This is a genomic window from Variovorax sp. V35, from assembly GCF_041154465.1.
Lineage (GTDB): Bacteria > Pseudomonadota > Gammaproteobacteria > Burkholderiales > Burkholderiaceae_C > Variovorax > Variovorax boronicumulans.
Map to the genome: position 1 here is coordinate 1,444,773 of NZ_AP028666.1, position 22,290 is coordinate 1,467,062.

Annotated in this window: 18 protein-coding genes and 2 pseudogenes; 10 read left to right on the forward strand and 10 right to left on the reverse strand. The window is 58.7% G+C overall.

The window, feature by feature from the left end; genetic code table 11:
• Positions 1-115: 115 nt before the first annotated feature.
• From ACAM42_RS06650 to ACAM42_RS06670, 5 genes are all read right to left on the reverse strand, one after another.
• Entirely contained in the window at positions 116-508 is a 393-nt protein-coding gene (locus ACAM42_RS06650; protein WP_369631493.1) for an H-NS family nucleoid-associated regulatory protein, read from the reverse strand.
• Positions 509-838: 330 nt separating this feature from the next.
• A complete protein-coding gene (locus ACAM42_RS06655) occupies positions 839-2,146 on the reverse strand; it encodes a hypothetical protein (protein WP_369631494.1) in 1,308 nt (435 codons plus the stop codon).
• A 255-nt stretch (positions 2,147-2,401) separates the two neighbouring features.
• On the reverse strand, positions 2,402-3,844 hold the full coding sequence (locus tag ACAM42_RS06660; RefSeq protein ID WP_369631495.1) for a DUF3987 domain-containing protein: 1,443 nt from the start codon (positions 3,842-3,844) through the stop codon (positions 2,402-2,404).
• The gene (locus ACAM42_RS06665) at positions 3,844-4,074 is read right to left on the reverse strand and encodes a helix-turn-helix transcriptional regulator (protein WP_369631496.1); all 231 of its coding nucleotides are present in this window, start codon (positions 4,072-4,074) and stop codon (positions 3,844-3,846) included. Before ACAM42_RS06665 ends, ACAM42_RS06660 begins: the two co-directional genes overlap by 1 nt.
• 101 nt (positions 4,075-4,175) lie before the next feature.
• On the reverse strand, positions 4,176-6,536 hold the full coding sequence (locus ACAM42_RS06670) for a hypothetical protein (protein WP_369631497.1): 2,361 nt from the start codon (positions 6,534-6,536) through the stop codon (positions 4,176-4,178).
• 710 nt (positions 6,537-7,246) lie between these two features.
• Here ACAM42_RS06670 and ACAM42_RS06675 point away from each other — a divergent pair.
• The 6 genes from ACAM42_RS06675 to ACAM42_RS06700 all read left to right on the forward strand — a co-directional run bounded on the left by ACAM42_RS06675 (position 7,247) and on the right by ACAM42_RS06700 (position 11,983).
• Positions 7,247-8,197, forward strand: a complete 951-nt coding sequence (locus tag ACAM42_RS06675; RefSeq protein ID WP_369631498.1) for a CBASS oligonucleotide cyclase — start codon at positions 7,247-7,249, stop codon at positions 8,195-8,197.
• Positions 8,194-8,688 (forward strand): hypothetical protein, encoded by a 495-nt coding sequence (locus tag ACAM42_RS06680; protein ID WP_369631499.1) that lies wholly within the window; start codon positions 8,194-8,196, stop codon positions 8,686-8,688. Before ACAM42_RS06675 ends, ACAM42_RS06680 begins: the two co-directional genes overlap by 4 nt.
• Entirely contained in the window at positions 8,685-9,581 is an 897-nt protein-coding gene (locus ACAM42_RS06685) for an AAA family ATPase (RefSeq protein WP_369631500.1), read from the forward strand. Before ACAM42_RS06680 ends, ACAM42_RS06685 begins: the two co-directional genes overlap by 4 nt.
• Entirely contained in the window at positions 9,581-10,744 is a 1,164-nt protein-coding gene (locus tag ACAM42_RS06690) for a hypothetical protein (protein WP_369631501.1), read from the forward strand. The genes ACAM42_RS06685 and ACAM42_RS06690 overlap by 1 nt, the downstream gene beginning before the upstream one ends.
• Complete coding sequence (locus ACAM42_RS06695; protein ID WP_369631502.1) at positions 10,741-11,298, forward strand: exonuclease domain-containing protein; 558 nt, start codon at positions 10,741-10,743, stop codon at positions 11,296-11,298. The genes ACAM42_RS06690 and ACAM42_RS06695 overlap by 4 nt, the downstream gene beginning before the upstream one ends.
• Before the next feature lie 214 nt (positions 11,299-11,512).
• Positions 11,513-11,983, forward strand: a complete 471-nt coding sequence (locus ACAM42_RS06700; protein WP_369631503.1) for an SET domain-containing protein — start codon at positions 11,513-11,515, stop codon at positions 11,981-11,983.
• 18 nt (positions 11,984-12,001) lie between these two features.
• Here the strand turns inward: ACAM42_RS06700 and ACAM42_RS06705 are convergent, their stop codons facing one another.
• Positions 12,002-12,226 carry a hypothetical protein gene (locus ACAM42_RS06705; protein ID WP_369631504.1) on the reverse strand — a complete coding sequence of 75 codons (225 nt, stop codon included), beginning with the start codon at positions 12,224-12,226 and terminating at the stop codon, positions 12,002-12,004.
• Between the two features lie 164 nt (positions 12,227-12,390).
• On the opposite strand from ACAM42_RS06705, the gene ACAM42_RS06710 reads away from it, so the two are divergent.
• From ACAM42_RS06710 to ACAM42_RS06720, 3 genes and pseudogenes are all read left to right on the forward strand, one after another.
• A complete protein-coding gene (locus ACAM42_RS06710) occupies positions 12,391-12,768 on the forward strand; it encodes a transposase (RefSeq protein WP_369631505.1) in 378 nt (125 codons plus the stop codon).
• On the forward strand, positions 12,765-13,103 hold the full coding sequence (gene tnpB / locus ACAM42_RS06715) for an IS66 family insertion sequence element accessory protein TnpB (protein WP_369631506.1): 339 nt from the start codon (positions 12,765-12,767) through the stop codon (positions 13,101-13,103). Before ACAM42_RS06710 ends, tnpB begins: the two co-directional genes overlap by 4 nt.
• Before the next feature lie 277 nt (positions 13,104-13,380).
• Positions 13,381-14,544: pseudogene (locus ACAM42_RS06720) on the forward strand (IS66 family transposase); the annotation flags it as partial.
• Between the two features lie 28 nt (positions 14,545-14,572).
• Here the strand turns inward: ACAM42_RS06720 and ACAM42_RS06725 are convergent.
• A complete protein-coding gene (locus tag ACAM42_RS06725) occupies positions 14,573-15,787 on the reverse strand; it encodes an IS110 family transposase (protein WP_369632732.1) in 1,215 nt (404 codons plus the stop codon).
• 253 nt (positions 15,788-16,040) lie between these two features.
• Between ACAM42_RS06725 and ACAM42_RS06730 the strand changes: the two are divergent.
• Positions 16,041-16,289 (forward strand): annotated as a pseudogene (locus ACAM42_RS06730) (transposase domain-containing protein); the annotation flags it as partial.
• A gap of 329 nt (positions 16,290-16,618) precedes the next feature.
• Here the strand turns inward: ACAM42_RS06730 and ACAM42_RS06735 are convergent.
• From ACAM42_RS06735 to ACAM42_RS06745, 3 genes are all read right to left on the reverse strand, one after another.
• Positions 16,619-18,556 (reverse strand): S41 family peptidase, encoded by a 1,938-nt coding sequence (locus ACAM42_RS06735; RefSeq protein WP_369631507.1) that lies wholly within the window; start codon positions 18,554-18,556, stop codon positions 16,619-16,621.
• A gap of 144 nt (positions 18,557-18,700) precedes the next feature.
• The gene (locus ACAM42_RS06740; protein WP_369631508.1) at positions 18,701-20,224 is read right to left on the reverse strand and encodes a Dyp-type peroxidase; all 1,524 of its coding nucleotides are present in this window, start codon (positions 20,222-20,224) and stop codon (positions 18,701-18,703) included.
• Positions 20,221-21,822 (reverse strand): hypothetical protein, encoded by a 1,602-nt coding sequence (locus ACAM42_RS06745; RefSeq protein WP_369631509.1) that lies wholly within the window; start codon positions 21,820-21,822, stop codon positions 20,221-20,223. Before ACAM42_RS06745 ends, ACAM42_RS06740 begins: the two co-directional genes overlap by 4 nt.
• Positions 21,823-22,290: the final 468 nt, after the last annotated feature.

Sequence of the window (22,290 nt, forward strand, 5' to 3'; positions counted from 1 at the left end):
TTTACTAAGCTGGTTGCTTGCCTAGGTTGAAGGCGCAACTCTCCGTGAGGGGGGAAATCATGTTGGCCATGAATATGCAGGGCCCCACAGGAGCCCCGGTGCTGTTATTCTTTAGTCATCGAACTGCGATCCCAGAAAACCTATTTGCCAGCGCATCGCCCTCTACATCTGCCATCAATTCGCGCAGCCACGCAGGTTGCCGTCCCTTGCTTCCCCCTGTCCATTCTTCGCCATTCGGGCCACGGTACACGACGCCGTCTTGATAAGGTTTTTCGACTTTCACAAGGCTGCCGCGCGCAGCCCGCTTACGCGTGGATGTGTCGTAGTTAGCAAGCTCCTCTAAGCCCTCTTTGATGCTGAAACCCGCAGCTTGGAGCTTCTTCGCACAAGCATCAACGATTATCTTCAGTTCTTCACTGCGCTTGGCGTCACGCGCTGCTTCTGCCGCTTGAATCAACTTTTGCAGTTCAGCGTAACTCAGTTTAGTGATGTCCATATCATTTGCCATGCTTAGATCCTTTTCTTGAGAAATTTATCTTAACCTATTATTTTGAAATACTTGCTTTGCAGGGGGGCAATGGCCGGTCAAGTGCGCACAGAAACGGTGCCGAGGGAATTCTCAGAAATTTTCACAAAGAGGAAGGCATGGCCTCGTGGTGAGCTTTGTGATGATCTAAGGAGCCTGCGGCGTGGTCTGCTTTGGGGGCACTTGAAAGCGAGCGCAAACCGGGGAATTTCCAAATTTCACCTGCTCGCGGTGATGTACAGAACTATCCGCCTCGGCCTCAATCCCCTTGAAGGATAGTTCTGTGCATGCAGGCGCCTATCAATTTTTTTTCTAGACGAAGATTTCTCTCAGTTTGGCCTGGTACTCGGAGCCTGAGAGACCCGCGCCGCGTGGTCGGCCCGGCTTCTCCCCTTGGCGCTTTTGACGCTTTCCGTGCAGCACCATCTGTTCCTTGCCCGTCTGCTTCACGCGCACGATCTGCGAAGCCTTGACGAAATAGTCCACTGCCGTCCACAAGTGCTTGATCTTGTCGAAATCGTCATGTTCAACAATGCCGATGCCAACGTTCTTGTAGCCACCTGCGGCAGCTTTCGCGTTGCAACTGAAGTAGTAGCCTCGCCCCGCCGTAATCTTTTCCCAATATTTTCCGATCTCATGCGAGTAGAAGATGTCATGCTGTGCTTTTGATCCTTTGTAAAAAAAGCAAACGTGAACATGGTAGCCGGCCTCCCGTGAGTACTCGATGCGGCCAAAATAGTCGATGAACTTTTCCTTGCTGAAGAGGCTTCGCTTGTTTCGCATGTTGTTGAAGAAGTGGTGCAAGTCTTCTTTCACATCTGCAAGACTCACCCAACGACTAGGAGTCTCATGGAAATCAGCACCCTGCATGTATGCCTGGTATTCACGCTCTGCACGTTGCTGCTGCTCGCGGCCGCGCTCAAAGGCCTCACTCTTGTTCTTGCACGCAGCTTTTCTGTACAGAAAAACTACGTCAACAACCATGATTCGACTGTGCTCCTCGAGCATCTCAATCATGAAATCCCTCAAGTAGTTCCTGTTTCGCCTGGGCCCGCTTAACCAATCGCTCATGCGGCTTTTGAGTCGCTCCTTCTTGGCCGCTTCGCGTAGCGTCAGCACAAAGTTGTTCGCAATTTTTGCGTGCTCAGATCCTACTTCATTGAGGGGGCTTAGATTTCGATATTCAAATTCTTCTGCTTCCCAATCAACATGTGAATAGTGTCTGATTGGGTGCTGTTGGTAGGTTTTGAAGAACAGATCAAAGTCTGGTGGAAACGAAAGTGATGGGCTATATATTCGGGCGTAGGTGGGCAGCATTTTTATGTCATGAGCCATCCTCAAGGTATTAGCGAATTCGATATTTCTTCGTTTGTATATCTCATAGGGAAGATCGTCTGTTTCGAATAATCGCTTGCTGAAAGACTCCAACGCACTGAGGTGCGCTGCGTTGACGGGGATGCGGTAGCGTTCGCCGTTGTTCCCATATATGGAGTTTTGTACGTTTAATGTTTCTCCGATAAATTTTTTGCAACGTCCTGCTTTCGTTTCCCCCAGCATGAGCTCATCGGAAGAGAGGTTTGTCATTTTGCGATTTTCTTGAAGGTAGTCCCGGTCGCTCATGGATCTATTCACTTTGGAATTGCCTTCGCACCTTACTCGTGAATGGGTGTTTGAAGGGCTTATATTTCCCCCTCTTGCTTGTTGACTTGGCGGCCTGGTGTTGGTTGCTTCTATTAACCTTGTTAGAACCAGAAGTCCGCAAAGAGAAAAAGCAAGGTGATTCTCCGATCAGTGATCGAAGAAATTCCTTGCTTTCTACGGATCTTAATTTTGGTGAATGTACGTAATCATTCAGGCCGTAAAGGTGAGCAGAGATTAGTAGCTACCAACTTTACAAAGGAGGTGCCCCAAGCGATCCGGCCTGTCCCAGTAGACGTATCCATCCTTCAGGGTTGCATCGCCTTGCTGGCAAAGTAAACCGAGGGCCTCGTTGAAATGCGCGGAGCGCACCAGACCGATGTTGAAGGCCTCCTCACTCAATCGGCGCTTCGGGACCTTGCAGTCGCGCACACGCAAGCCATGCAGCATCAAATCCCACAAGGTTTCGGCATCTTTCTCGGCGTTACGCCCGCTGGTTTGCCCGTGCTCCGTCAAGGCGACATAGTTGTCCAAGCTCCACAGGACCCATTCTGCGGAATCAGCAATTTCGCAAGCCTCGATGGGCCCATCGATACCGGCAAATTCATGATGCCGCGCCGCGTGCCGCAGGATGTTCTGTGAAGCTTTGTCGATGACCGCTAACTCGCCCGGGCTGGCCGCACCTCGGCGGATACCGTGCAGGTACCTTTCGATGTCCTGAAATTCCCTTTTGGCGGATTGCGACAACTCCTGGACTTTTCGGTCCTTCCACCCGCTTTGGTTCAACCGGTCTTGAAGGTCGAAGAAGTATTCCGCCCGATCGAGCACGATCTGCAGCGCCGAAGTGCCACGTGTGTCGGAAGGGCTGAAGGATTGCTGCGCGAAATCCGATTCGTGGACCCCGTAGTACAAAGATCGGCTTGCCTTTCCACTGTCCACGTAGAACTTTCCTTTTGATGTGGACAGAAAACTCATGAGGACGCTGCGCTGGATAGACAGGATGAAGGTGGGCATGGCGCGCACAACCTGCACGCCCATATGGCTGCGTGCGTGGCTAGGCGGCATGTCACTCCAGGAACTGCACAAAGCCCCAATCAGGTCCTTCTCCATTTCCGCCAACATCGGGCCCCCTTCGTCGGCGTAGAAGAGGGTCGCGGGATGCTTCGCGGCTTGCTCGATCCAGGGAGCAAAAGTGGTGTTTTCGAAACGGTGAGGCGGAGATGGCGGCATTTTCGGAATGCTCTTTTCCAACTCCAACAGGCGCTGCTGCAAGCTGGCATCTGCGGGATGCCCGAGGGAGGCGTTCTTCTTTATGGACTTGAGAATGCCTGCCTTTTGCGCTTTCCAGGCCTCCTTGTTTGCCTCGTACTCATGCCATGCCACGATGGTGCCGTCGGTGTAGGCCTCACGCCATTGGTCGAAGTGTTTCCGAAAGAGTTTGCCCATCGGGGTCTTGCCGGCACCAGCCGGGCCGAAGACCGTGACGTAGGCGAGGGCGGGGATCAACTCGCCATAAGGTGTCTTGACGAGTAGGCAAGGGCCAACGGCTTGGGAAATGTAGCCATCTAGGAATCCAGCTAGGAAGATTTCCGCGGCCGCCGTTGCGGCCTGCTCGGCGATGACGTTGCGCACAACACGCGATGAGGCGTGCAAGGGTGGGAGCGTGGACTTGATGATCATCACTCGCCCCGGCCTTCCACGAGACGTGAGCGAGGGCGTTCAGCCAGCCAGGCTTCGACCTCGCTGAGGACATAGGTGGCTCTTCGCGTGCCGAGTTTGATCGCCAGCGGCCAAGTCGGATCGTGATAGGGCGACTTTGGGTCCTGCCAGCTATAGCGGGTGGATTTGCCAATGCCCAGCCACGTATCGATCTGCGCGCCGGACATGTGGGACGGTTTGATAGTGCTCACTTGCTTCTCCTAGAACCCCGTCGGACCATTCCGGCGGGAGTGGGGGAAGCTTCGCGGCTCGCTGGATTTTCAAAAAGGGCAGTTTCTTAAACGAATCGCCACTACTGAACGGGATGAGGCTCCTCCTCCCCAAGGAGGAAGTGCATGCCCAACTCAAACGTGAGCTTGCCGAGCCCTTCCATCGCAATGAGCATCCCCTCCCGGTTGTTCGTCTTGGCGATCACTTTCGCTTTGCGAGCCAACGCGCTTCGAAACCGGAAGCGCTGAACCGTGAGTTCCGTGTGCCCTTGCAGCGCATCCAGGAACCATTCGAAACGGCTTGTCCAAATCAGCCTATGTTCCTCTGGAATGGCGTCAGAGGACTTTGCGGGATGGTTGTCCCAAGGGGATGTCTTGAGCGAACTCAGGATGCTGCCGCCCTGTGTTTGCTGGCCTTTCCAGTACGGCCGGTGTTTCGTCCGCTCGCCTTCGCTTCTTGCCTGCTCTTGACGTACGCAGCAAAGGGCAGCAATCATTTCGAGAAGACTGACGGTGAAAAAATTCTTATGTTCGAATGCCGGTTTCCGGAAAAGGAGATAGGTCTGCATTAAATGCAGTGCAGGTAGTGTCGCTTTCTTCAAGGAAGATTTCGTGAATTCTTCACGCAATGCTGAACCGACCGCGCGGCAAAGCATTTCTTCTTGGGACTTGGAAAAAAGAGGAAAATCTTCGTCGGTGACAATTGGGTCAAACATTCCTAGCGCATCATTCCCGGTGAGCGCCTTTGCGAATTCGTCAATCGCCGGGCCGATGGGGACCAGCTCGCATTGCCGATCTGCCTTGTCAAGCAGATGCGGATATGCCTCTACGAAATGGGCAAACTCAAGCGTATGAAGGTACAGGAAGAGTTCTTCATCTAGAGCGATGTTTGCCGCGGGAACATCGAACTTCACCAACTCCAAATCTATCCGATCGGCGAGATAGCTATAGGTTTTTACCGCGTCCCAGTATTCGGTTCGGCCAGTGTCGGGAAGGAGTTTTTCGATGTTTCGCTCGATGTTGTTGAGGTGCCAATGCAGTGCTTCTGGTAGGTTGGAAATCGCCTCGTAGGTCTCGTCATCTAGCTCGACGCTGAGGTAGCTTTTGAGATCCGAGAAGAGTGCTGATACTTCTTCACTTGACTTGGACTGGGAGTTCGGAGAGGGACTTTGATAGGGAAACGCGTCCCGCAGCGATAACGAGTACCGATTTCGTCCGTCACCCTCCGGCCATTTGAGTAGATCGAACAGTTGAAATTTTCCCGGGCCGGAATCTATCGACTGGAAATCTGCGGACCATCGATCTCGGCCTAGTCGGTATAGAAGCTTCAGAACCTTCAGTGCGGTCGATTTATTTTTTCGATAGTGCTGCTCCATGCTGCGACCGGTTAATGTCGCAAGGTCTTTCTTAATTTTCTTGAGGTAGCTCGCCTCAAGAAATTCGCTAGCGCCCGTTTGGCCTGAATTTTCCAATTCTCTTGAAATCTCACCTATTAAGCTAATATTCTGTGGGACGTCGGAGTGGTCGATTGTGCAAAATTCCGGTGGCAGCAGCCGAAAGTTGCCTAAATCATAGTTGCCGGGAAATATTTCTTTTCGGCGCTCCTCTGGAATTGCATCGCGCAGCAAGAATGACAAGCGACTTCTGGTGCCAAAGGGAGATCCAAAAAGCAGTACTTTGTTTCGGAATAAGGCGTGCTTCTTGTCAAATAGAAACCCCCTCGAGAAGAGGTCGATTTCTGGGAGTTCTTTTTGCATTTCACGTATTGCCATCTCTTGAAGGGCTGGGTCCATCAAGTAACGCTTATCCTTCTGCTTGTCTGTAGATTGTGGTGACGCACCGGACGGCCTTGCGGGATCTTCACGCAATACCAAATCCAAGAGAAAGGACAATCGATCTGCCTCCTGTTCTGCCGTTTCAGCGAGGTCTTCCCCTCCGACAATCTTGCCGCTGACCCTCCACTGGAAACTGTGTGGAACGGGAACACAAGAGCCGTCCTTGTTTTTTGTGGCAAGGAGCATGCTCGTTTGAAAGGCGACGCCGTCTCCCTTAGTCAAGACGAAAGTCAAAAGGCGAACGGGTAAAAGTGGCTCGGGGGCACTATGCAGCGCGGCATCGATAGATGCGCGGCAACTTTCAGGCAACTGAGATACATCCTGAGCCAAGATTCCAATGAGTTCCGACGGCCCCTGATGCACGAGCGGGCACATGCGGAAGTAGAAGTCAGTGCCTGGTGTCACGGGGAGCCTTGAAAGCTCTGCTCTGTTTCCGTTTACGACCGTGGGAGTGCACTCATTGGCGGCTGACAAAAGTGTTGCGTATAACTGCTCAACCTGTCCACGAGATTTTGATTTTGGATTGATCGAATCGACCTCCTGTAGAAGCTCTTGAAAATAAGATTTCAGCCCAAAAATAAATACTCGCTTCACCTCGCTTGCGTCCATGGACAGATTTTCCTAATTTAAATGACTCAAGTTTAAACTTGCCGAATCGCATCGGCCGTGAGGAGATTTTTAACTCATTGGGAAGGCGAACCCATGAATAGGCCGAACAAGTTCTCGCAATGTCTTGGGCGCGGTGGGGCTGGTGCAGGAGCAGCGAGGGGAATATTCGTTGCAGTCCGCGGAATTTGAGTCGATTGCGCCGAGGATCGCCCGCGGGCTGCGAACGCTGCTGGAGTGGGCCAAGTGAATGGGCCACGATGGCGTCAGGTAAATGGCAAGCCGCCGGCCGCGCCACCTTGACGGCCGTGCAGGCGACCGCTCGTCGCGCGGCGCAGCGTGCAAGCTGACGGTGACGGCAAGGTCGGCATGGGGTGCGGCCTGGAAGCCCGGCGGCGCGGCGCGGCGCGCCGACACGCATCGCTCACCATCCCGTCACGGGGCTCCCGATATACCTCTTTCGATGCGTCAAGCTCAAGCCTGCAGCAGGTTCCACAATTTACCGAGATGCCGCAAAAGACGCGTCTTGAAACCTCTTCGACCCCACCCACCTAACGCGCTGGAAGCAGCCCTGCTGCGAATCGATGGTCGAAGCGGATTGCCGCCAGATTGGATCGCCGCAGGCTGCGGTACCGGGACGCGTAGCTGCGTACCGCTTTACAACGAAAGCGCCAAGTGCAGCCCTTTGCCGCGCTCGGCAATCGGAGGAGAACTTGTCACTGAACAACACCGAGATTCGCTATTACGACAGCACCGTGCTGCGCCTTCCCGAGGACAAGCGCAAGGAATATCACGAACAGGTCGATCGGCTGATCAGCGCGCTGACCAAGCGCGTGCATGAGCAAAGCGATATCAAGATCACCAAGGTGGTGAAGGCGGGCTCGTTCGCCAAGTACACGATCTTGCGCAAGACATCCGAGGACCCCGTTGACGTTGACGTCGTCTTCTACGTTTCGGGGCGCAGCGTCGACAAGGAAAGCCTGGCCAGCCTGACCCAGCTCATGTACGACGCGCTGATCAAGCTGTACCCCACCAAGACAGTCGAGGACTTCGAGATCCAGCGCAAGGCAGCGACGGTCACCTTCGTCGGGACCGGGCTGAGCGTGGACATCGTTCCGGTCATCGAGGATCCCGGCCGCCCCGGATACGGCTGGCAGTTCGACATCCATGATGGCACCAAGGTGCAGACCTGCGCGCCCTGCCAGATCAAGTTCGTGCGCGATCGCAAGGACAAGGACCCCGACTTCCGCACCCTTGTGCGCCTGGCTAAGAAGTGGCGCAACCGGGTCGAACTGAAGCCGCTCAAGTCGTTCGCCATTGAGCTGATCATGGCGCACGTGCTCGCGAAGAACGGCAAGGACGGCTCCATCGAGAAGCGCTTTCGGGACTTCCTTCTCTACATCGCGCAGTCCGGTCTGAAGGAGGTCATCACCTTCCCCGAGAACGGTCTGGTGTTCCCGAGCTTCACCGATCCGGTCGTGATCCTGGACCCGGTGTGCAACAGCAACAACGTCGCCAGCCGGATTTCCGAGGACGAGCGTAAGGAAATCGTCGCCGCCGCGCTGGAGGCTTGGGAGACGGCGAACTTCGCGTCCACGGAAGACGACATCGAAATCTGGAAAGAGCTGTTCGGCCCGCGCTTCAAGGTCGAGGAGGAAGAATGAGTTACACGTATGCCGCGACGGAGACCTACTCGGTCGCCGACATCGAAGTTGTCATGCGTCGGGTAACAGCCGACCTTGTCATGATTGCCGCCAGCACGCGCGCGATCACAGAAGAAAAGGCCCGCAACTGGGGGCACGATATTGAGGTTTTGGCCAAGAACGGCTACTTGAAGAAGGTTGATCTGACTCTGCTGAGCTTCGGCGTGGAGCAGAAGGCGACTTGCTTCGAGGTGAACGTGGTGTCGGGTGATCTGAAGATGAGCCGCCCTGGAGGCGTGATGTGGCCGCAGGTGCCCAGTCCCGAATTGCGCATCGTGTTGTCGTACACCAGCGACTACGACGATGCTGCCAGGGAAAAGATGTCTCCAAAGCTCAAGATCAACTGGGTGCCGTCGACGGCGGATCTCAGCCACTCAACCCTCGTTGCCAACACCAGCCGTGACTATGCTAGCAATGGCTACGGCATGCAGCGCAAGGACTTCAGCCTATGACCCAGCCCAGCATCTTTGACGGCAAACTGCCGCTGCCCGATACCTCGCTTGCCGCGCGCGAAAAGACGCTGCTCGGCTTCGACGGGTGGTATCGCAGGATCCACGACCAGCTGCGGCTGCTGCTCAACCTCGGCGAACTGGGCGCTTGGAGCAAGGCCCAGCATCAGAAAAAGCTGCTTCTGTGCGACCTGGTCGCCGAGCAGTACCCGCTGGTGATCTTCCATGGCGACGTAGGTACCGGCAAGACGGCCACCGCTGAATGCATCGCCAACCGACTGGCCAAGGAATCGCGCACTGAGGATGCACTTCTCTTCAAGCTGAGCAACCGGGTCCGCGGTAGCGGTAAGGTGGGCGAGATGGGAACCCTACTAACCCAGGCTTTCCACGAAGTCGTTCAGGCCGCTGGCAAGGCGCGCCGTGCGTTCCTGATCATCGACGAAGGCGACTCGCTGGCCGCCTCGCGCAACCAGGAACACAGCCATCACGAGGACAAGGTGGCCGTGAACACCCTGATCCAGGGCGTCGACGACCTGCGCCGGTTCGGCGGTCGTATCGTGGTCTTCCTGTGCACCAACCGCTTGTCTGTGCTTGACCCTGCGCTCCAGCGTCGCGCCGCCATCGTCGAGGAGTTCACGCGCCCCGACGACGGCGAGCGTCAGGCCCTGCTGGCCATGGATCTGGAGGGTGTCGGTCTCACCGACCGAGAGATCAAGGAGCTGGTCGCCGCCACCGGCCCACGCAACAAGCTTCCGGGCTGGACGTTCTCCGATATCCGTACCCGTTTGTACCCGGCTGCGCTGGCCCAGGCCTTCCCCGATCGGGCGTTGACACACCAGGACTTGATCGGTGTCGCAAGTGCGATGCGGCCGTCGCCGGTCATGGAGGACAAGTGATGCCGCGCTCTGCGTTGTTTGGTCGCCGCATTCACATCACCGGCAGCATCGTCGAGGACGCCAACGTGGCGACGGCGGCCGAGGTGACTCGGGCTCGCGAATTCGTGAAGGCGCTGGTGCTGGACCTGCTTTCCAAGGGCGCCACTTTCGTCATCCCCGTAGACGCTGAGAAGAACCGCGCTGACGGCCAACCCATCTGTTTCGACTGGCTGGTGTGGGACACCATCCATAGCAACCTGGCGCGTCGGCCGGCCGACGCGCCGGGACCGCTGGTCATCGCAGTCAAGCACCACAAGAACGAAGCCCAGATCCCGGCCGAGTACCGTTCGGTGTGGAATGCCATGCGGGTGTCGCCGCTGGTGCAGATCGAGAGCGCTGCGCACTGGAACATGGCCAGCAAGCGTATGGAGGCCCAGGCGCAGCACGGCGACATCCTGATTGCCGTCGGCGGCGGAGAGGGCGTTCTGTTCCTCGCCAACTTGTATCACGACGCCGGCAAGCCGGTGATTCCGCTGAACTTCGGCCTCGGGCCGGCGACCACGGGGTCGTCGCGCCTCTTCGACTTCGCAATGTCCGGCAGCAACGCGCAGCGCCTGTTCCAGACCGAGGGTGCGGCCACGCCGCAGAGTTGGCTCAACCGCATCGAGATGTATGCGGGCAAGACGGCGAGCGATGGCGTACGCGACGTGCTCGGCCTCCTCGAGGACCTGGTGCCTCCGAAGGCGTTCGTGGTCCGGCTGCTGAATCCCGCGCACCCGGACTACAACGACGTTCAGAACTTTTTCGACGTCGTGGTTCAGCCTGTCATCGAAGGAGAACTGGGCTACAAGCTCACTGTGATTGACGGGAACCAACCCTACGAGCATGCTCGCATTGATGAGGAGATCTTCAAGAAGCTACACCGCAGCAGAGTGGTCCTTGCTGATATCACGGGCGTGCGACCGAACTGCTTCATCGAGCTGGGCTATGCGTTGGGACGAGGCTTGCCGACCATGCTGCTGTCCAAGGACGGGACGGAATCCCCGTTCGACATTTACTCGCTGTCGGGTCATCGCTGGAAGACGACTGGCACCGCGCAAGAGCGCCGGCAGGAGTTTCGTCAGCACTGGAACGCTATCAAGAACCGTCCTCCACTCGTCGCCCCAGACCCGCTGATTCCATGAGCCAGAAGCGCGAAATCTTCTTATCGGTGGACGTCGAGACGTCAGGCCCAATCCCCGGCGAGTACAGCATGCTCACCATCGGCGCGTGCAACGTCGACAACCCCGAGCAGGTGTTTTCGTGCGAGCTGAAGCCGATCTCGCCCAGCGCCGACCCGAAGGCCATGGGGGTGACCGGGCTCTCTCTGGAGACACTTGCCGCCGAGGGACTGGCTCCCGAGGTCGCAATGAAGCAGTTTGAGGACTGGGTGGCCGAGGTCGCCGGCGACGACAGCACGCCCGTGTTCGTCGGGCTCAACGCGCCTTTCGACTGGTCATTCGTCAACTACTACTTCCATCGTTACCTGCAGTCGAATCCCTTCGGCTTTACCGCACTGGACATCAAAGCGCTCTACATGGGGGCGACGGGCTCAACTTGGGCAGACACCCGCTCGAGCCGGATGGCTGCTCGACTACACCCCAAGTCCAGGGGCGACCATCAGGCGCTGCACGACGCCCAATACCAAGCTGAGCTGTTCCGCTTGATCCGAGGCATCTTGCCGCGGGCGCGCGGCTGATCTCTCTTGCCATTTACAACCCGCGAACCGGCAATCCCGAGCGCAACAGCGATACCTTGGCCGTCATCTTCATTTTTCCGTTCGTCCACTTCATCAGAGGTACCTTTGGCGCACTTCAGGCGAGCGGCTCCTTGCTATTCCTGCGGGCGGTTAATGTCACGTCGAAGCGTCCAAGTATCTGTTGAAGATGCTTCCCATGAAGAATAGAAAATCTATGACCGAGCACGCTATTTCAAGCCATCCGCATATCGAAGTTCGCCATAGTGACGTGCATGGAGCAGGCATCTTCGCGTTGTGCGATTTGGCGCAAGGCTCGCTCATCGGAATCTACACAGGCCGACGTTACAGCGCCGACGAGGTCCATGGCAAGGATTGGGACAACCGGCTGACGTACCTCTTTGGTCTATCTGACGGAACTACCATCGACGGCGCCGAAGGCGGCAATGCGACGCGGCACTTGAACCATGCCTGTGAGCCGAACTGTGAGGCACTCGAGGTGTACGGCGAAGGGAGTCAGCTCGTGTTGCGTATCGAAGCGGTCCGGCACATACGCGCCGGCGAAGAGCTTTTCATCGACTACGCGCTGAACGTAGATGCGGATGCTGATCCAGACGACTATCGCTGCCGTTGCGGTTCCGTGAAGTGCCGTGGCACCCTGCTGGCCCCGCTCGCCGAGTTGGCCTGAAAAAGCGCAGCAACGTGATCAGCGCGCGGAGTCGAATTGAGTCGCGTGAATGAGCGCGATCAGCGCGCGGTCGAAGTTGTTGATCAGTTTCAGGAAGGCCGCGGCTTCTTCCGGGGTTGGAGTCCTGGAAGGTCCATCCATTGCGGGCAGGCTCGATGTGGTCAGCGCCATCGGCGCCAGCACCTGTGTGCTGGCAGGGCGATTTTCGGCCGTCTGGTGCAGCGGGTAAGAACTCTTAGGCACGGAAATATCCTATTGCAATCACTTCGCTTTTTCCGAAGCGTTGCGAGCAAAAAAGTCATGCGCGACAACATCGTCGCGTTTGAGATGTAAGCGGCTGGCCGCCCCACCTTGAGTAGAGCCGATGGCTAAACGATGCTGTCCAGTTAACTTCTAACTGGACGGTTATGGACGTGAACCCCAAGTCGCGGCGCAGACACAGCGCTGAGTTCAAGGCACAGGTTGTGGCCGCGTGCACCGAGCCCGGCGCCACTGTCGCGGCGGTAGCTCGAGCCTTCGGTCTGAACGACAACCTCGTTCACGACTGGCGCCGCGGTCGCAGCGGTGCGGGCGTTTCCAGGACCATCGGAACATCGCTGCAAGAGTCACCGCCGGAGTTTGTTGCGCTGTCGATGCCTTCGCCGCCGCCGACAGCACCGGCGCCGGCGGTCGCTCCCGAGGGGATCCGTCTGGAGTTCAAGCGTGGGGCTCTCGGCGTAAGCGTGACGTGGCCCATAGCGGCCGCTGCTGACTGCGCGGCCTGGCTTCGCGAGGTGCTGCGTTGATTCGTATCGACGCACTGTGGCTGTGCACGAAGCCGGTGGACATGCGTTGTGGCGCCGAGCGTCTGCTCGCGCACGTAGTGCATGCGCTAGGGAGCGCGAACGCCCACCATGGCTACATGTTTGCCAATGCGCGGGCCACACGTATCAAGATGCTCGTGCATGACGGGTTCGGCGTGTGGTGCGCCGCGCGACGGCTGAACGCCGGGCGCTTCGCCTGGCCACGCGAGATCGACACAGCCAAGCCGATCGCTCTGACGCAAGCGCAGTTCGATGCGCTGGTGATTGGCTTGCCCTGGCAGCGGCTGCCGCAGATGAGCGCGATCACGCGGCTCTAGCAGTCGAACTCGCCAAGACGGCGCGTTGACGGCGCATCTCCCAGTGGCGGTGAGTCGCCGCCGTCTGCATGATTCGCGCATGCAACCACTGCATGATCTCAAGGACGAAGACCTCCAGGGCTTGGCCCCTGAGGCCATCGCCGCGCTCGCGCAGCAGATGCTTCAGCGCCTGCGCCAACAGGACAGCGAGATCAAGTTCAAGGACACCAAGATCGAGAAGATCACCTTCCAGCTCGCACGGCTGAAGGCCTGGAAGTTCGGCGCGAAGACCGAGGTAATGAACGCCGAGCAGAAGCGCCTGTTCGAGGAGACGCTGGCCGAGGACGAGGCCAGCCTGCAGGCGCAACTGGAGCAAGCCAGGGGTCAAGCATCAACCCCGCCTGCACTCGATGGCGACAACAACAAGCGCAAGCGGCATCGCCAGCCCCTGCCCGATCATCTGCGTCGCGTCGAACACCACCACGAACCCGCCGATACGAACTGCCCGTCACTCGACTGCGGCCGGCCGATGGTGCGCGTGGGCGAAGACATCAGCGAACAACTGGACATCGTTCCGGCCGAGTTCTTCGTTCATCGCCACATCTACGGCAAGTGGGCCTGCCGCTGTTGCCAGTGCCTGGTGCAGGAGCCGGCCGTGCCGCAGATCATCGACGGCGGCATCATGGCCGCCGGGCTGATCGCGCACACGCTGACGAGCCACTTCGTCGACCACCTGCCGTACTACAGGCTGGAGACCATCAACGCGCGCTCTGGGGTGCACACGCCGCGCTCGACGCTGGCGCAGACCTCGGGGCGCGCTGGCGCGGCCCTGGAGCCCTTGTACGACGCGCAAAAGCGCTTCGTACTGCAGTCGAGGGTGCTGCATGCCGACGAGACACCTGTTGCCATGCTGGACCCAGGCCGAGGCAAGACCAAGAGGGCTTACATCTGGGCCTATGCCAGGGGAGCCTTCGATTCCATACCGGGTGTCGTCTACGAGTTCTGCCTGGGCCGGGGTGCCCAGTACCCCATAGCCTTCCTGCAGGGAAGCGACGGCTTCGGCGCGCACGCGCCTTGGAGTGGCACGCTGGTGCGCGACGAATACTCGGCGTACGACAACGTCGTCGCAGCGCATGCTGATCGCATCGCCGCAGGATGCCTCGCTCATGCGAGACGCCACTTCCACGAACTGGGCAAGGCGGGCACCAGCGAAGTGGCGTCCGAGGCGCTGCGTCGCATCGCGGCGATCTACCGTGCCGAGCGCCAGTTCGGCGCGCTCGCTGGCGAAGACCGCCTACGCATGCGCCAGTCGGTGACCATGCCGCTGTGGGAGGAACTGCGTGTGTGGCTGCAACTCGAGCGTGCCAGGGTCCCCGACGGCGGGGCGACGGCCAAGGCCTTGAGCTACAGCTTGAATGCCTGGACTGCGCTGACGCGCAACCTCGCCGACGGCGATGTGCCGGTGGACACGGATGCTTTTGACAAGGGATTCAGAGTCTTTCCCCTTTCGCGGGAGGGTTTCCCTTTCCGGGAGGCCTCTCCTTCCAAGACGCGACGAAGTTTTCATAAGCCTTCTCGGCTTCACACACGCGGTCTCGCTCAGCATCCCGCACGGGTTTGATACTGTAGTCACGTGCCGGACCAGGGGCCTTCCCGCCGCGCCGTGATGGCCGCCCCGACCTGAGCTCCAACGCCCGCAGCTTGTACTGAAACAGGGCCGGTCGAACCCAAGTGTAGTCCTGCTTTTTCGTCAGCATGTGCCAGATGAGCACGGTCAACTTGCGTGCGGTGGCGACTGCGGCAACGGGTTGTCCTCGCCTGAGACTGATGCGGTGGAAGAATGCGCTGAGCGGACCAGGCCCCATCCCAATGACCCACGCTGCCTCAACGAGCATGCTTCGCGCATGACCGTTTCCTTGATGAGTGATATGCCCGTGATAGGCCGGGCGATCACCCGACTGGTGAACCGAGGGATTGAGACCAAGGTAGGCGACCAGCTTCTGGGAACTCGAGAACCGCGTGATATCCCCGATCGCGGCGAGCACGCTGGCGGCCACCACGACGTTGACCCCGCCGATCGTCATCAGACGTCGAACTTCCGGATCGTCGAGTGCATAGCGAGCCACATCCTGATCAATCAGCGCCAACTCCGCCGTCAGTCGCTGGATCTCATCATGGTGACGCAGCGCCATGCGCATCTGGTCGAGCGCAAGGGGCAAGGCCTCCAGGATCGTCCGCCCCTTCGCGCTGAAGATTCGGCCCGTCTCCTGCGGCATCAGGTTGGCGTGAAGGATCGAGTGAATTCTGTTCTTCAACCGCGTCATCTGCGACACCAGCTGGGTCCGCTCCGCGATGACCCGTCGTCGCTCGCAGACCTCCTCGGTGGGCATCCAGACTTCGGGGAGGAACTGCGCAGCGTGCAGGCGTGCGAGCGTTGCAGCGTCAATCTTGTCCGTCTTGACCTTGGCCCAAGCGATGGCCCGGACCTGCAGTGGGTTGGCGATCACGACGCGATGCGCGAATGGCTCAAGCAGCCGAACAATGGCTGCCGTATTGCCAGTGGCCTCAAGCACGACGTCGTCTTCTTTGGTCAGGGTCTCGGCAAACTTGAGCACGGCGAATCGATCCATCGCGAAGCGGCCATGCTGATTGACCTGGCCGTTCTCGACGATCGCCACCTGCGCAAAGTTCCGATGCACATCCAAGCCGATAACTCTCATATGCGACCTCCTGTGAGTGAAACGACAAGGCGGAAGCTCGCGGACAACACGACAACTACGGATTCGCGCTCGCAGCGCAACCGGGCGAGTCGAAGGGGCAGCCAGATAACAACCCGAGCTCGCAGCTCATTGTCTAATCTCGGCCTGCCCGCAAACACCTATGCTTCCGTCGCCCCCATCCCGGTATGTGCACGATACGCCTGCTGGAGTGTCGTGCGCCGGGAGGCGCGCGGAGACAAGCATGCCCGGTAACAACCACTTGGAAAATCGAATCCGTCCTTGGGCCATGGGACGCCGCGCCTGGCTGTTCGCCGGTAGCGAACTGGCTGGTCAGCGCGCCGCCGTCGTGATGAGCCTGGTGCAGTCGGCACGCCTGTGCGGCCACGATCCGCACGCCTACCTCAAGGACGTCCTGCAGCGCCTGCCCACGCACATGGCCAGCCGCATCGATGAACTCCTGCCGCATCGCTGGCAACCGCTCACCTGACTCTGCGGCAGAGGCTACCGCCGCTCATGACCGTCAAGATGGAGCGCCCATCCGCTTACTTTGAGATTGTGGTGTGGGCGCATGATTCCTGACGTTGTTCTTGATCGCGTGCTTGACCCCGAAGGCCCCCGCCGATTCGACAGCCAGTGTGAACTCCGTCAGCCGTACCACGTTTTCAGCTGATAACGTCCTCGTCAAATCGAAAATGCGTGATCAAGCTCCAGGTGCGGCCCTCGTCGTTGGGATTGTGGGCTCGGTATCGCTGCTCATTGAAATCGTTGCACCGCTCTAACTTCTCTTTCCAACTCAGATTGGTGCTCCGCTTCGACTTAGCGTTGTTTCGCCCCGCCGCCGCCCAACTCTTGACCGGCACGCTCAAAGAGGTCCTGGTTGTGCTCCATCACATCCCGCACAGTCATCCGGTAAAGGATGTCCGGCACGATACCTACATCTTCCAGCACGCGCCCTTCATGCGCCCGCACACGCAGCGCGCGGCGCATCGTCAGGCTCAGGTGGACGCGGTTCGGCAAGTCGGCAAGGCCGGACGAGCCGCGTGCAAGATAAACATTGAGATCGGAGCTCATCCACGGTAGGTCGCGCACAACATGGGACAGGGTTCCATCGTGGATGACCCACGCCGTATCACCATCATCGACCTGACCAGGCGACAGCGTTGCCGCTCCAGACAAAGATACGCCCGCTGTATTGAAGGCATTGACGACCTGCGCAGACAAGTCGCCAGCAGCGAAGTCGTTCTTCAGCTTCCGGTCAAGGCGAAGATCTGGATTGAATAAACGCACGACATCCCATCCCCAGTTGTTTCCGCCGGCTGCGGCCATGTTGCCGTCAGTGCAGATGACTTTTCCGATCTCGTTGTCGATGAAGCCGGCAGCGAACATGTCAGCAGTACTGAATGCCAGCGCGTCGCTTATGAGAATCACCGGGCCGGCGTACTTGCGGCCGACCTTGTTGTAATCGGCATCCTCGCCTTCGATCGGAATGCCACGGGTGTAAGCCTCGCCAGTTCTGTATGCCTCCACAAACGAAGGGCGCCACCTGATGAACATGTCGCTCGCATCTACCATGGCGCGCGTCAGATCGGTCACGCGAAACTGGAAGCGTGCCGGCACGATCGGCTGTGCACTGAACAGCTGTAGCACACGCTCGCCTGCGGCGATGTAGCCTCCGGTGTTGTGTCGGATGTCGAAAATTAAGCCATTCTGTGGCAGTGTCGCAAGCACAGGAGCCAGGGCATTGACGAGGGCGTCGGCGTCGCTTGCGCCAAACGACCAGAAGCGCACATAGGCAAAAATGCCACCGCTCGTCGTGACGGTGCCGTAGTCGATCACGCCGTGCGCGGTGCTGCCGTGGATGGCGGGGACACCAAGTGGCGGCGTGTCAGGCACGGCGGGCGGGGGGAGATCGAAGGAGTGTGGTGCGGTCAACACTCGACGTGCATTCTGCAGGTCCATCAGCAGAAGGTCACCGCCGAAGCCGGTGAGATTGCGCCCCAGCCCAGGATAACTCGGCGTGGCGGCGGCCTCGAATCCGATCCAGCTGAAGCGTTCTTCCAACTCCATGCCATTCAAAGAGAAGCGCAGATCGACCCAATCTTCCAGCGGCGGCCCGAACTGCGTAAGTGGGCGATGTGTAAGGAAGGCCAGACTCCGCGCAAGCGCTGCGGCCTCGTTTCCACCGTCGAAGAGATTGGCGGTCAGGCGGACATAGCGATCGATGGGGATGCCGTTCCAGTGACTGACGCGCGCGCCGGCCTGAAGTGCCTTGAACACGACCGCTGCATCGGTCTTGGTCACGAGGTAGATCTCGCTTTCACCATCCCAGCACGTTTCGATGGTGAAGGGGAGAGCCGCCGCGAAACCATAGGGCGCCCGCCCGTAGAACATGACGTGCCGATCCCTAACTCGTGCAAGGATCTCGACCAGGTTCTGGTGGAACTCAGCATCGGAAAACGCCTGGGCTTGTAACCGCAGCAGCCCCAGTGCCCGGACAGGATCGAAACCATATACCGCTTTTTTGCGCTCGAGATGCACATAAAAGCTGTCCAGGGCGATCGAGATTTGATCAATGAGACGCAGCCTATCAGCGAAGGGATAGAGGGCAACTGCGGCGAGCTCCGGAGCCGGCAATGCGAACGTCCTTGCGAGCAGCTTGCCCCCTGGTGAGCGGATCAGGACTTCGCCTGCGCTTTCAGCCGGCCTTGTTCCTGCTCCACCCACGTGCTTCTTTGAAGATTCCTTCTTCGACATTACGTTCTCCTCAAATCAAACTGTCGGCGCAGTTGCGAGCATCTGGCCTATGCCGATCGCATCACTGCGCCCTGTCTGCCGCAGGTCCGAGTCAGAGTGCCGGCGGGGACGCAGAGGCGGCAGGCGCGCAAAGGCTCGCCGAGGTCAAGCAAGCAGGGCATGGAGCGTGCGCAGACCTGGTGCAAAGAAATAACCGGCGCCCGTGGCGCGGACGAACTGGCCAGCGAGAGTAAGCGTGACTTGCTTGTTATCAAGTGTCATTCGCAACTTGCGACCGCCTGGCGGCGATGGCCCGATCACGGGGTCAATTCCGCCCGCGACTGGCCGGGTTGCATCTTTTACCCATTCGGTCATCAACCGGAAGAAGCCGTGCTGGATGGATGTCTGGTAGCTCATGAACATCAACCCGCGATCGGCGCTATCCGGTGTGCCGGACCAGTCCGGGCCGAAGGGCACGCCTCGGCGCAGCATCTGGCTGCTGAGCGTGCTGCCTACCCCGCCGAAATCATGGCTTTGATCGCGCGGATTCACCTTCCTGACATGGCTGAAAAACGGGCACGAGTTCCCCAGGGGATCAGCGACTGCACCCGGGAATTGGTGGTCGCCTTTGTCGTCGGTGAGCGTCGCAGAAGCGACGGGGGTCACGAATTTGAACCCGTTTTTTCGATAGAAATTGTCGGAGATGTCGGGGTTCTCGCGATCAGGCGATAGTGATACGGGTGTGCCGTCCCTCCAGCGCCCGACCACCCTGGCGGCTGCCATGGCGGCGCTCCAGGTTGATCCGGTGGCTGCGGAAATCTGCTGCGCAAGGTCCGTCATCGCGCTCCAGAACAAGGGTACGTCCTGACTCAAGCGACGCACAACCAGCAATGAGCCATTGACCAGAAACGGGTCGTTTCCAACGACGTCTCCAGGCTGCTGCACCGCGTCCGGATTGAGGCCGGGGTAGCCGAAGACGAACTGGCCCGGCCAAGTCAAGCGTTGGCCCGGTCGGGCCCACATTGCGCTTTGCGGATCCTCTGGACGGTACGCTCGTGGAGTGAGCAAGGTGTCGTTATCCACCCAGCCGCGAACGCCTGGCTGGGAGATGCCGTCAACAAAACCGAAATGTTCGGCGTCGCGCGCGATCCTGCGCCCGCACTCGCGCAACACTACGGTCGCTGCGTCACCGAGCAAATTGAGGTAGCGATCGGCCGCGGCCTCGACTTCCGCCTTGAGCGCCGACGCGATGATGAGAAGAACTTCTGGCTCCCGCTCTTGCACATCTCCGAATAGCCATCCCTGCGGCAGCCCATTGGCGTCGACGTCGTCCCCGAGGGCCGCCGCGCTGCGTCCCGGCCCCATCTCAAAGATCGGGTCCACGATCTTGCCGGCGTCTCCGCCGAACGTGGTGAGACCGTTGGCAGACAATGCGAGCGCGACGCTCAAGGACATTGGTCCCGCCGGAGTGTTGCCGGAAAGGGCCGCAAGTCGCCGCATTGCCTTCGCCTGCGCCGCAGGCCGCAAAGGAGTCACATCGATCGCGATGGTTCGCAAGGCAGCTTTCGCGCTATCGAGTTGATCAGGCTTGACGCGAAGCCCCAACAGGAGCTCGAAAGCTCTGCCGAAGCCTGTCAGAACGTGGCCCTGAATATCGTCCGCGTCGAGGATCGGCTCCTGGATGCTCATCGCAATGTGGCGCGACTCTTGGAGATCGCTGGCTCCGCGAGGATCTGTTCGCCGACCGGTGCGGCATCCGCGGGATCGACTTCTCCCGTTTCCAAAGTCACCCTGAAGGGCAGATTGATCCTTACAGCCAAGAGATGAGGGTCGTCGCCTGGCAGCTTCGCTTGTTCGTGGGGGATCTCTTCCAACCAGTCTTCAGGCGTTGCTTTGGCGCAGGAGGGAACATTTTTAGGGTTGAAGGTTCCAAAAAAACCGGGGCTTTCGGCGTGCCGGCAGACGAGGATATTTTCACAACCCTGCACCGTCTTGTCGGCCCCGCCGTTCTGCACGTCAGCATAGATCACCATGGTGATCTTGCGAGCGATCTGTCCACCTCTCTCGAGACGGCGATTGTCCAAGAAGCAGTCCCCGAGTGTCCAATCAGCCCCGGCGGGTGCTTCAAGCTTGAGATGGAGTTTTCGCGGGTGGCTTGCGTCGGCATCGCCGCGCCGCACAGATAGTACTTGCCCTTCGGACACCGGAATGCGCACTCCCTGGGCCTCGCGCTCCAGGGTGGACAGATCGACCTTCGAGATGTAGAGACCGATCGGATCCGAAAGGGCTACGCGGTTGCCTGCCATGACTTGAATGCCGACCTGTTCGCCAATGCTCGGATCGCTGCTTCTATTGATCGCGCCGTACCCTGCGCAGGCAATGCGGGTCAGTGCCGGGTCTTCATCGTATGCAGGATCGGGGCCATCGATATCCGGCTGCCACACCAGCGACGCGTTCGCAGCCAAGTCTATTTCGGCGCCGAGAGTGTTCGCAGGGTGGGTCAGATGGACCGCGCCGTGAGTCGAATTCCACTTGTTGAAGCGGTTGTATGCTCCCTTCTTCCCGAATGCGAGCCACTTCGCCACCCCATCGTTTCCGACGCCGTAGGCAACTGGAGGATCAGGAAAGAAGAGGTCGCTGCGTTCGACTTGCTCTCCAACGAGCTCCTTGTACAGCTGCAGGACCAGATCAGGCTCTTTCGCGGCGAGGAACGTCCAGTATTCCGGTGGCTCGGCCGTGAAGCTCAGCCGGACGAGTCTGCCCTGATCGTCATGGTCGGCATGCCATTCGCAATACTCGTCCTGTTGGCGATAGCACATTGTCAGCTCCTTGCCGGTGCCGGATCCAAGGCGTGCACGCCTTGCACTAGCCTTTTGTTCAGGTTTCAAGAGATCCACGAGATGCGCAGGACACTGTTTGAGCTCGGGCTTGCCGTCTTCTGCGGGTTCCCACCAGAATAGATATTCGCCAATGGCATTGGCGGTGGTTTCCGCCTGGGTCTGTTTGGCCGGAGTGGGATCGCCGAGGACCTTGTGCCATCGATCGAGTGCACGCGGAAAAGCGTTCCAAGGAATTGGCGCGGTCGCATCGGCCGCGCCAGCGCGCACATCGTAGTAGTTCGGACTCTTGTCAAAGGCGCCGCGAACATGCTTGCCATTGGCGTCATAACCTTCAAGATTGCCGACCTGAAAGGCGTTCCAACCTTTCGCAAGGTCTTGGGCGCTATTTTTCGTAGCGCGAGAAAAATCCGCCGAACCGATGTCGGCAGGTGTTCGAAGCAACGTCATGGATTTTCCTCCGGCCGCTCCTCACATCGATACGCGTAAGCTGTGCGGCTCGTGCGTCAAATCCTAGCACTTGATCATTGCACTTGAATCATTGGCATCTGCTGCAGCGATCACCTAAATTGGGGATGTGAAAGGTCACTGAAAAGAGTACGCGTGAGCGGCGGCGATTGCCACGACGCTGATGCGAAGACTAGGCCTGAGTCTGGACAGTCGCATATCAGCGCAGGCCGTCAGTGGCGCATTGCGAATGAAGCCATCGTTCTTCCAATTGCGGTCCAGTTGAAGGTGACCTGCGCAAAGAAGTTTGACGATTCTGCGGATTTGCTTTCCTTTTTGGGCGGGTTGGCCAGATGACGTCTGACTACACTTCGTTGCCGCTCCCGTACAACGAGTGTTCAGTTGCAACCAAGCTGCAGTCTTGAAAAAACCAATTCCGCGCACACGTGTGAATGGGCGCTTCTAGCTTGG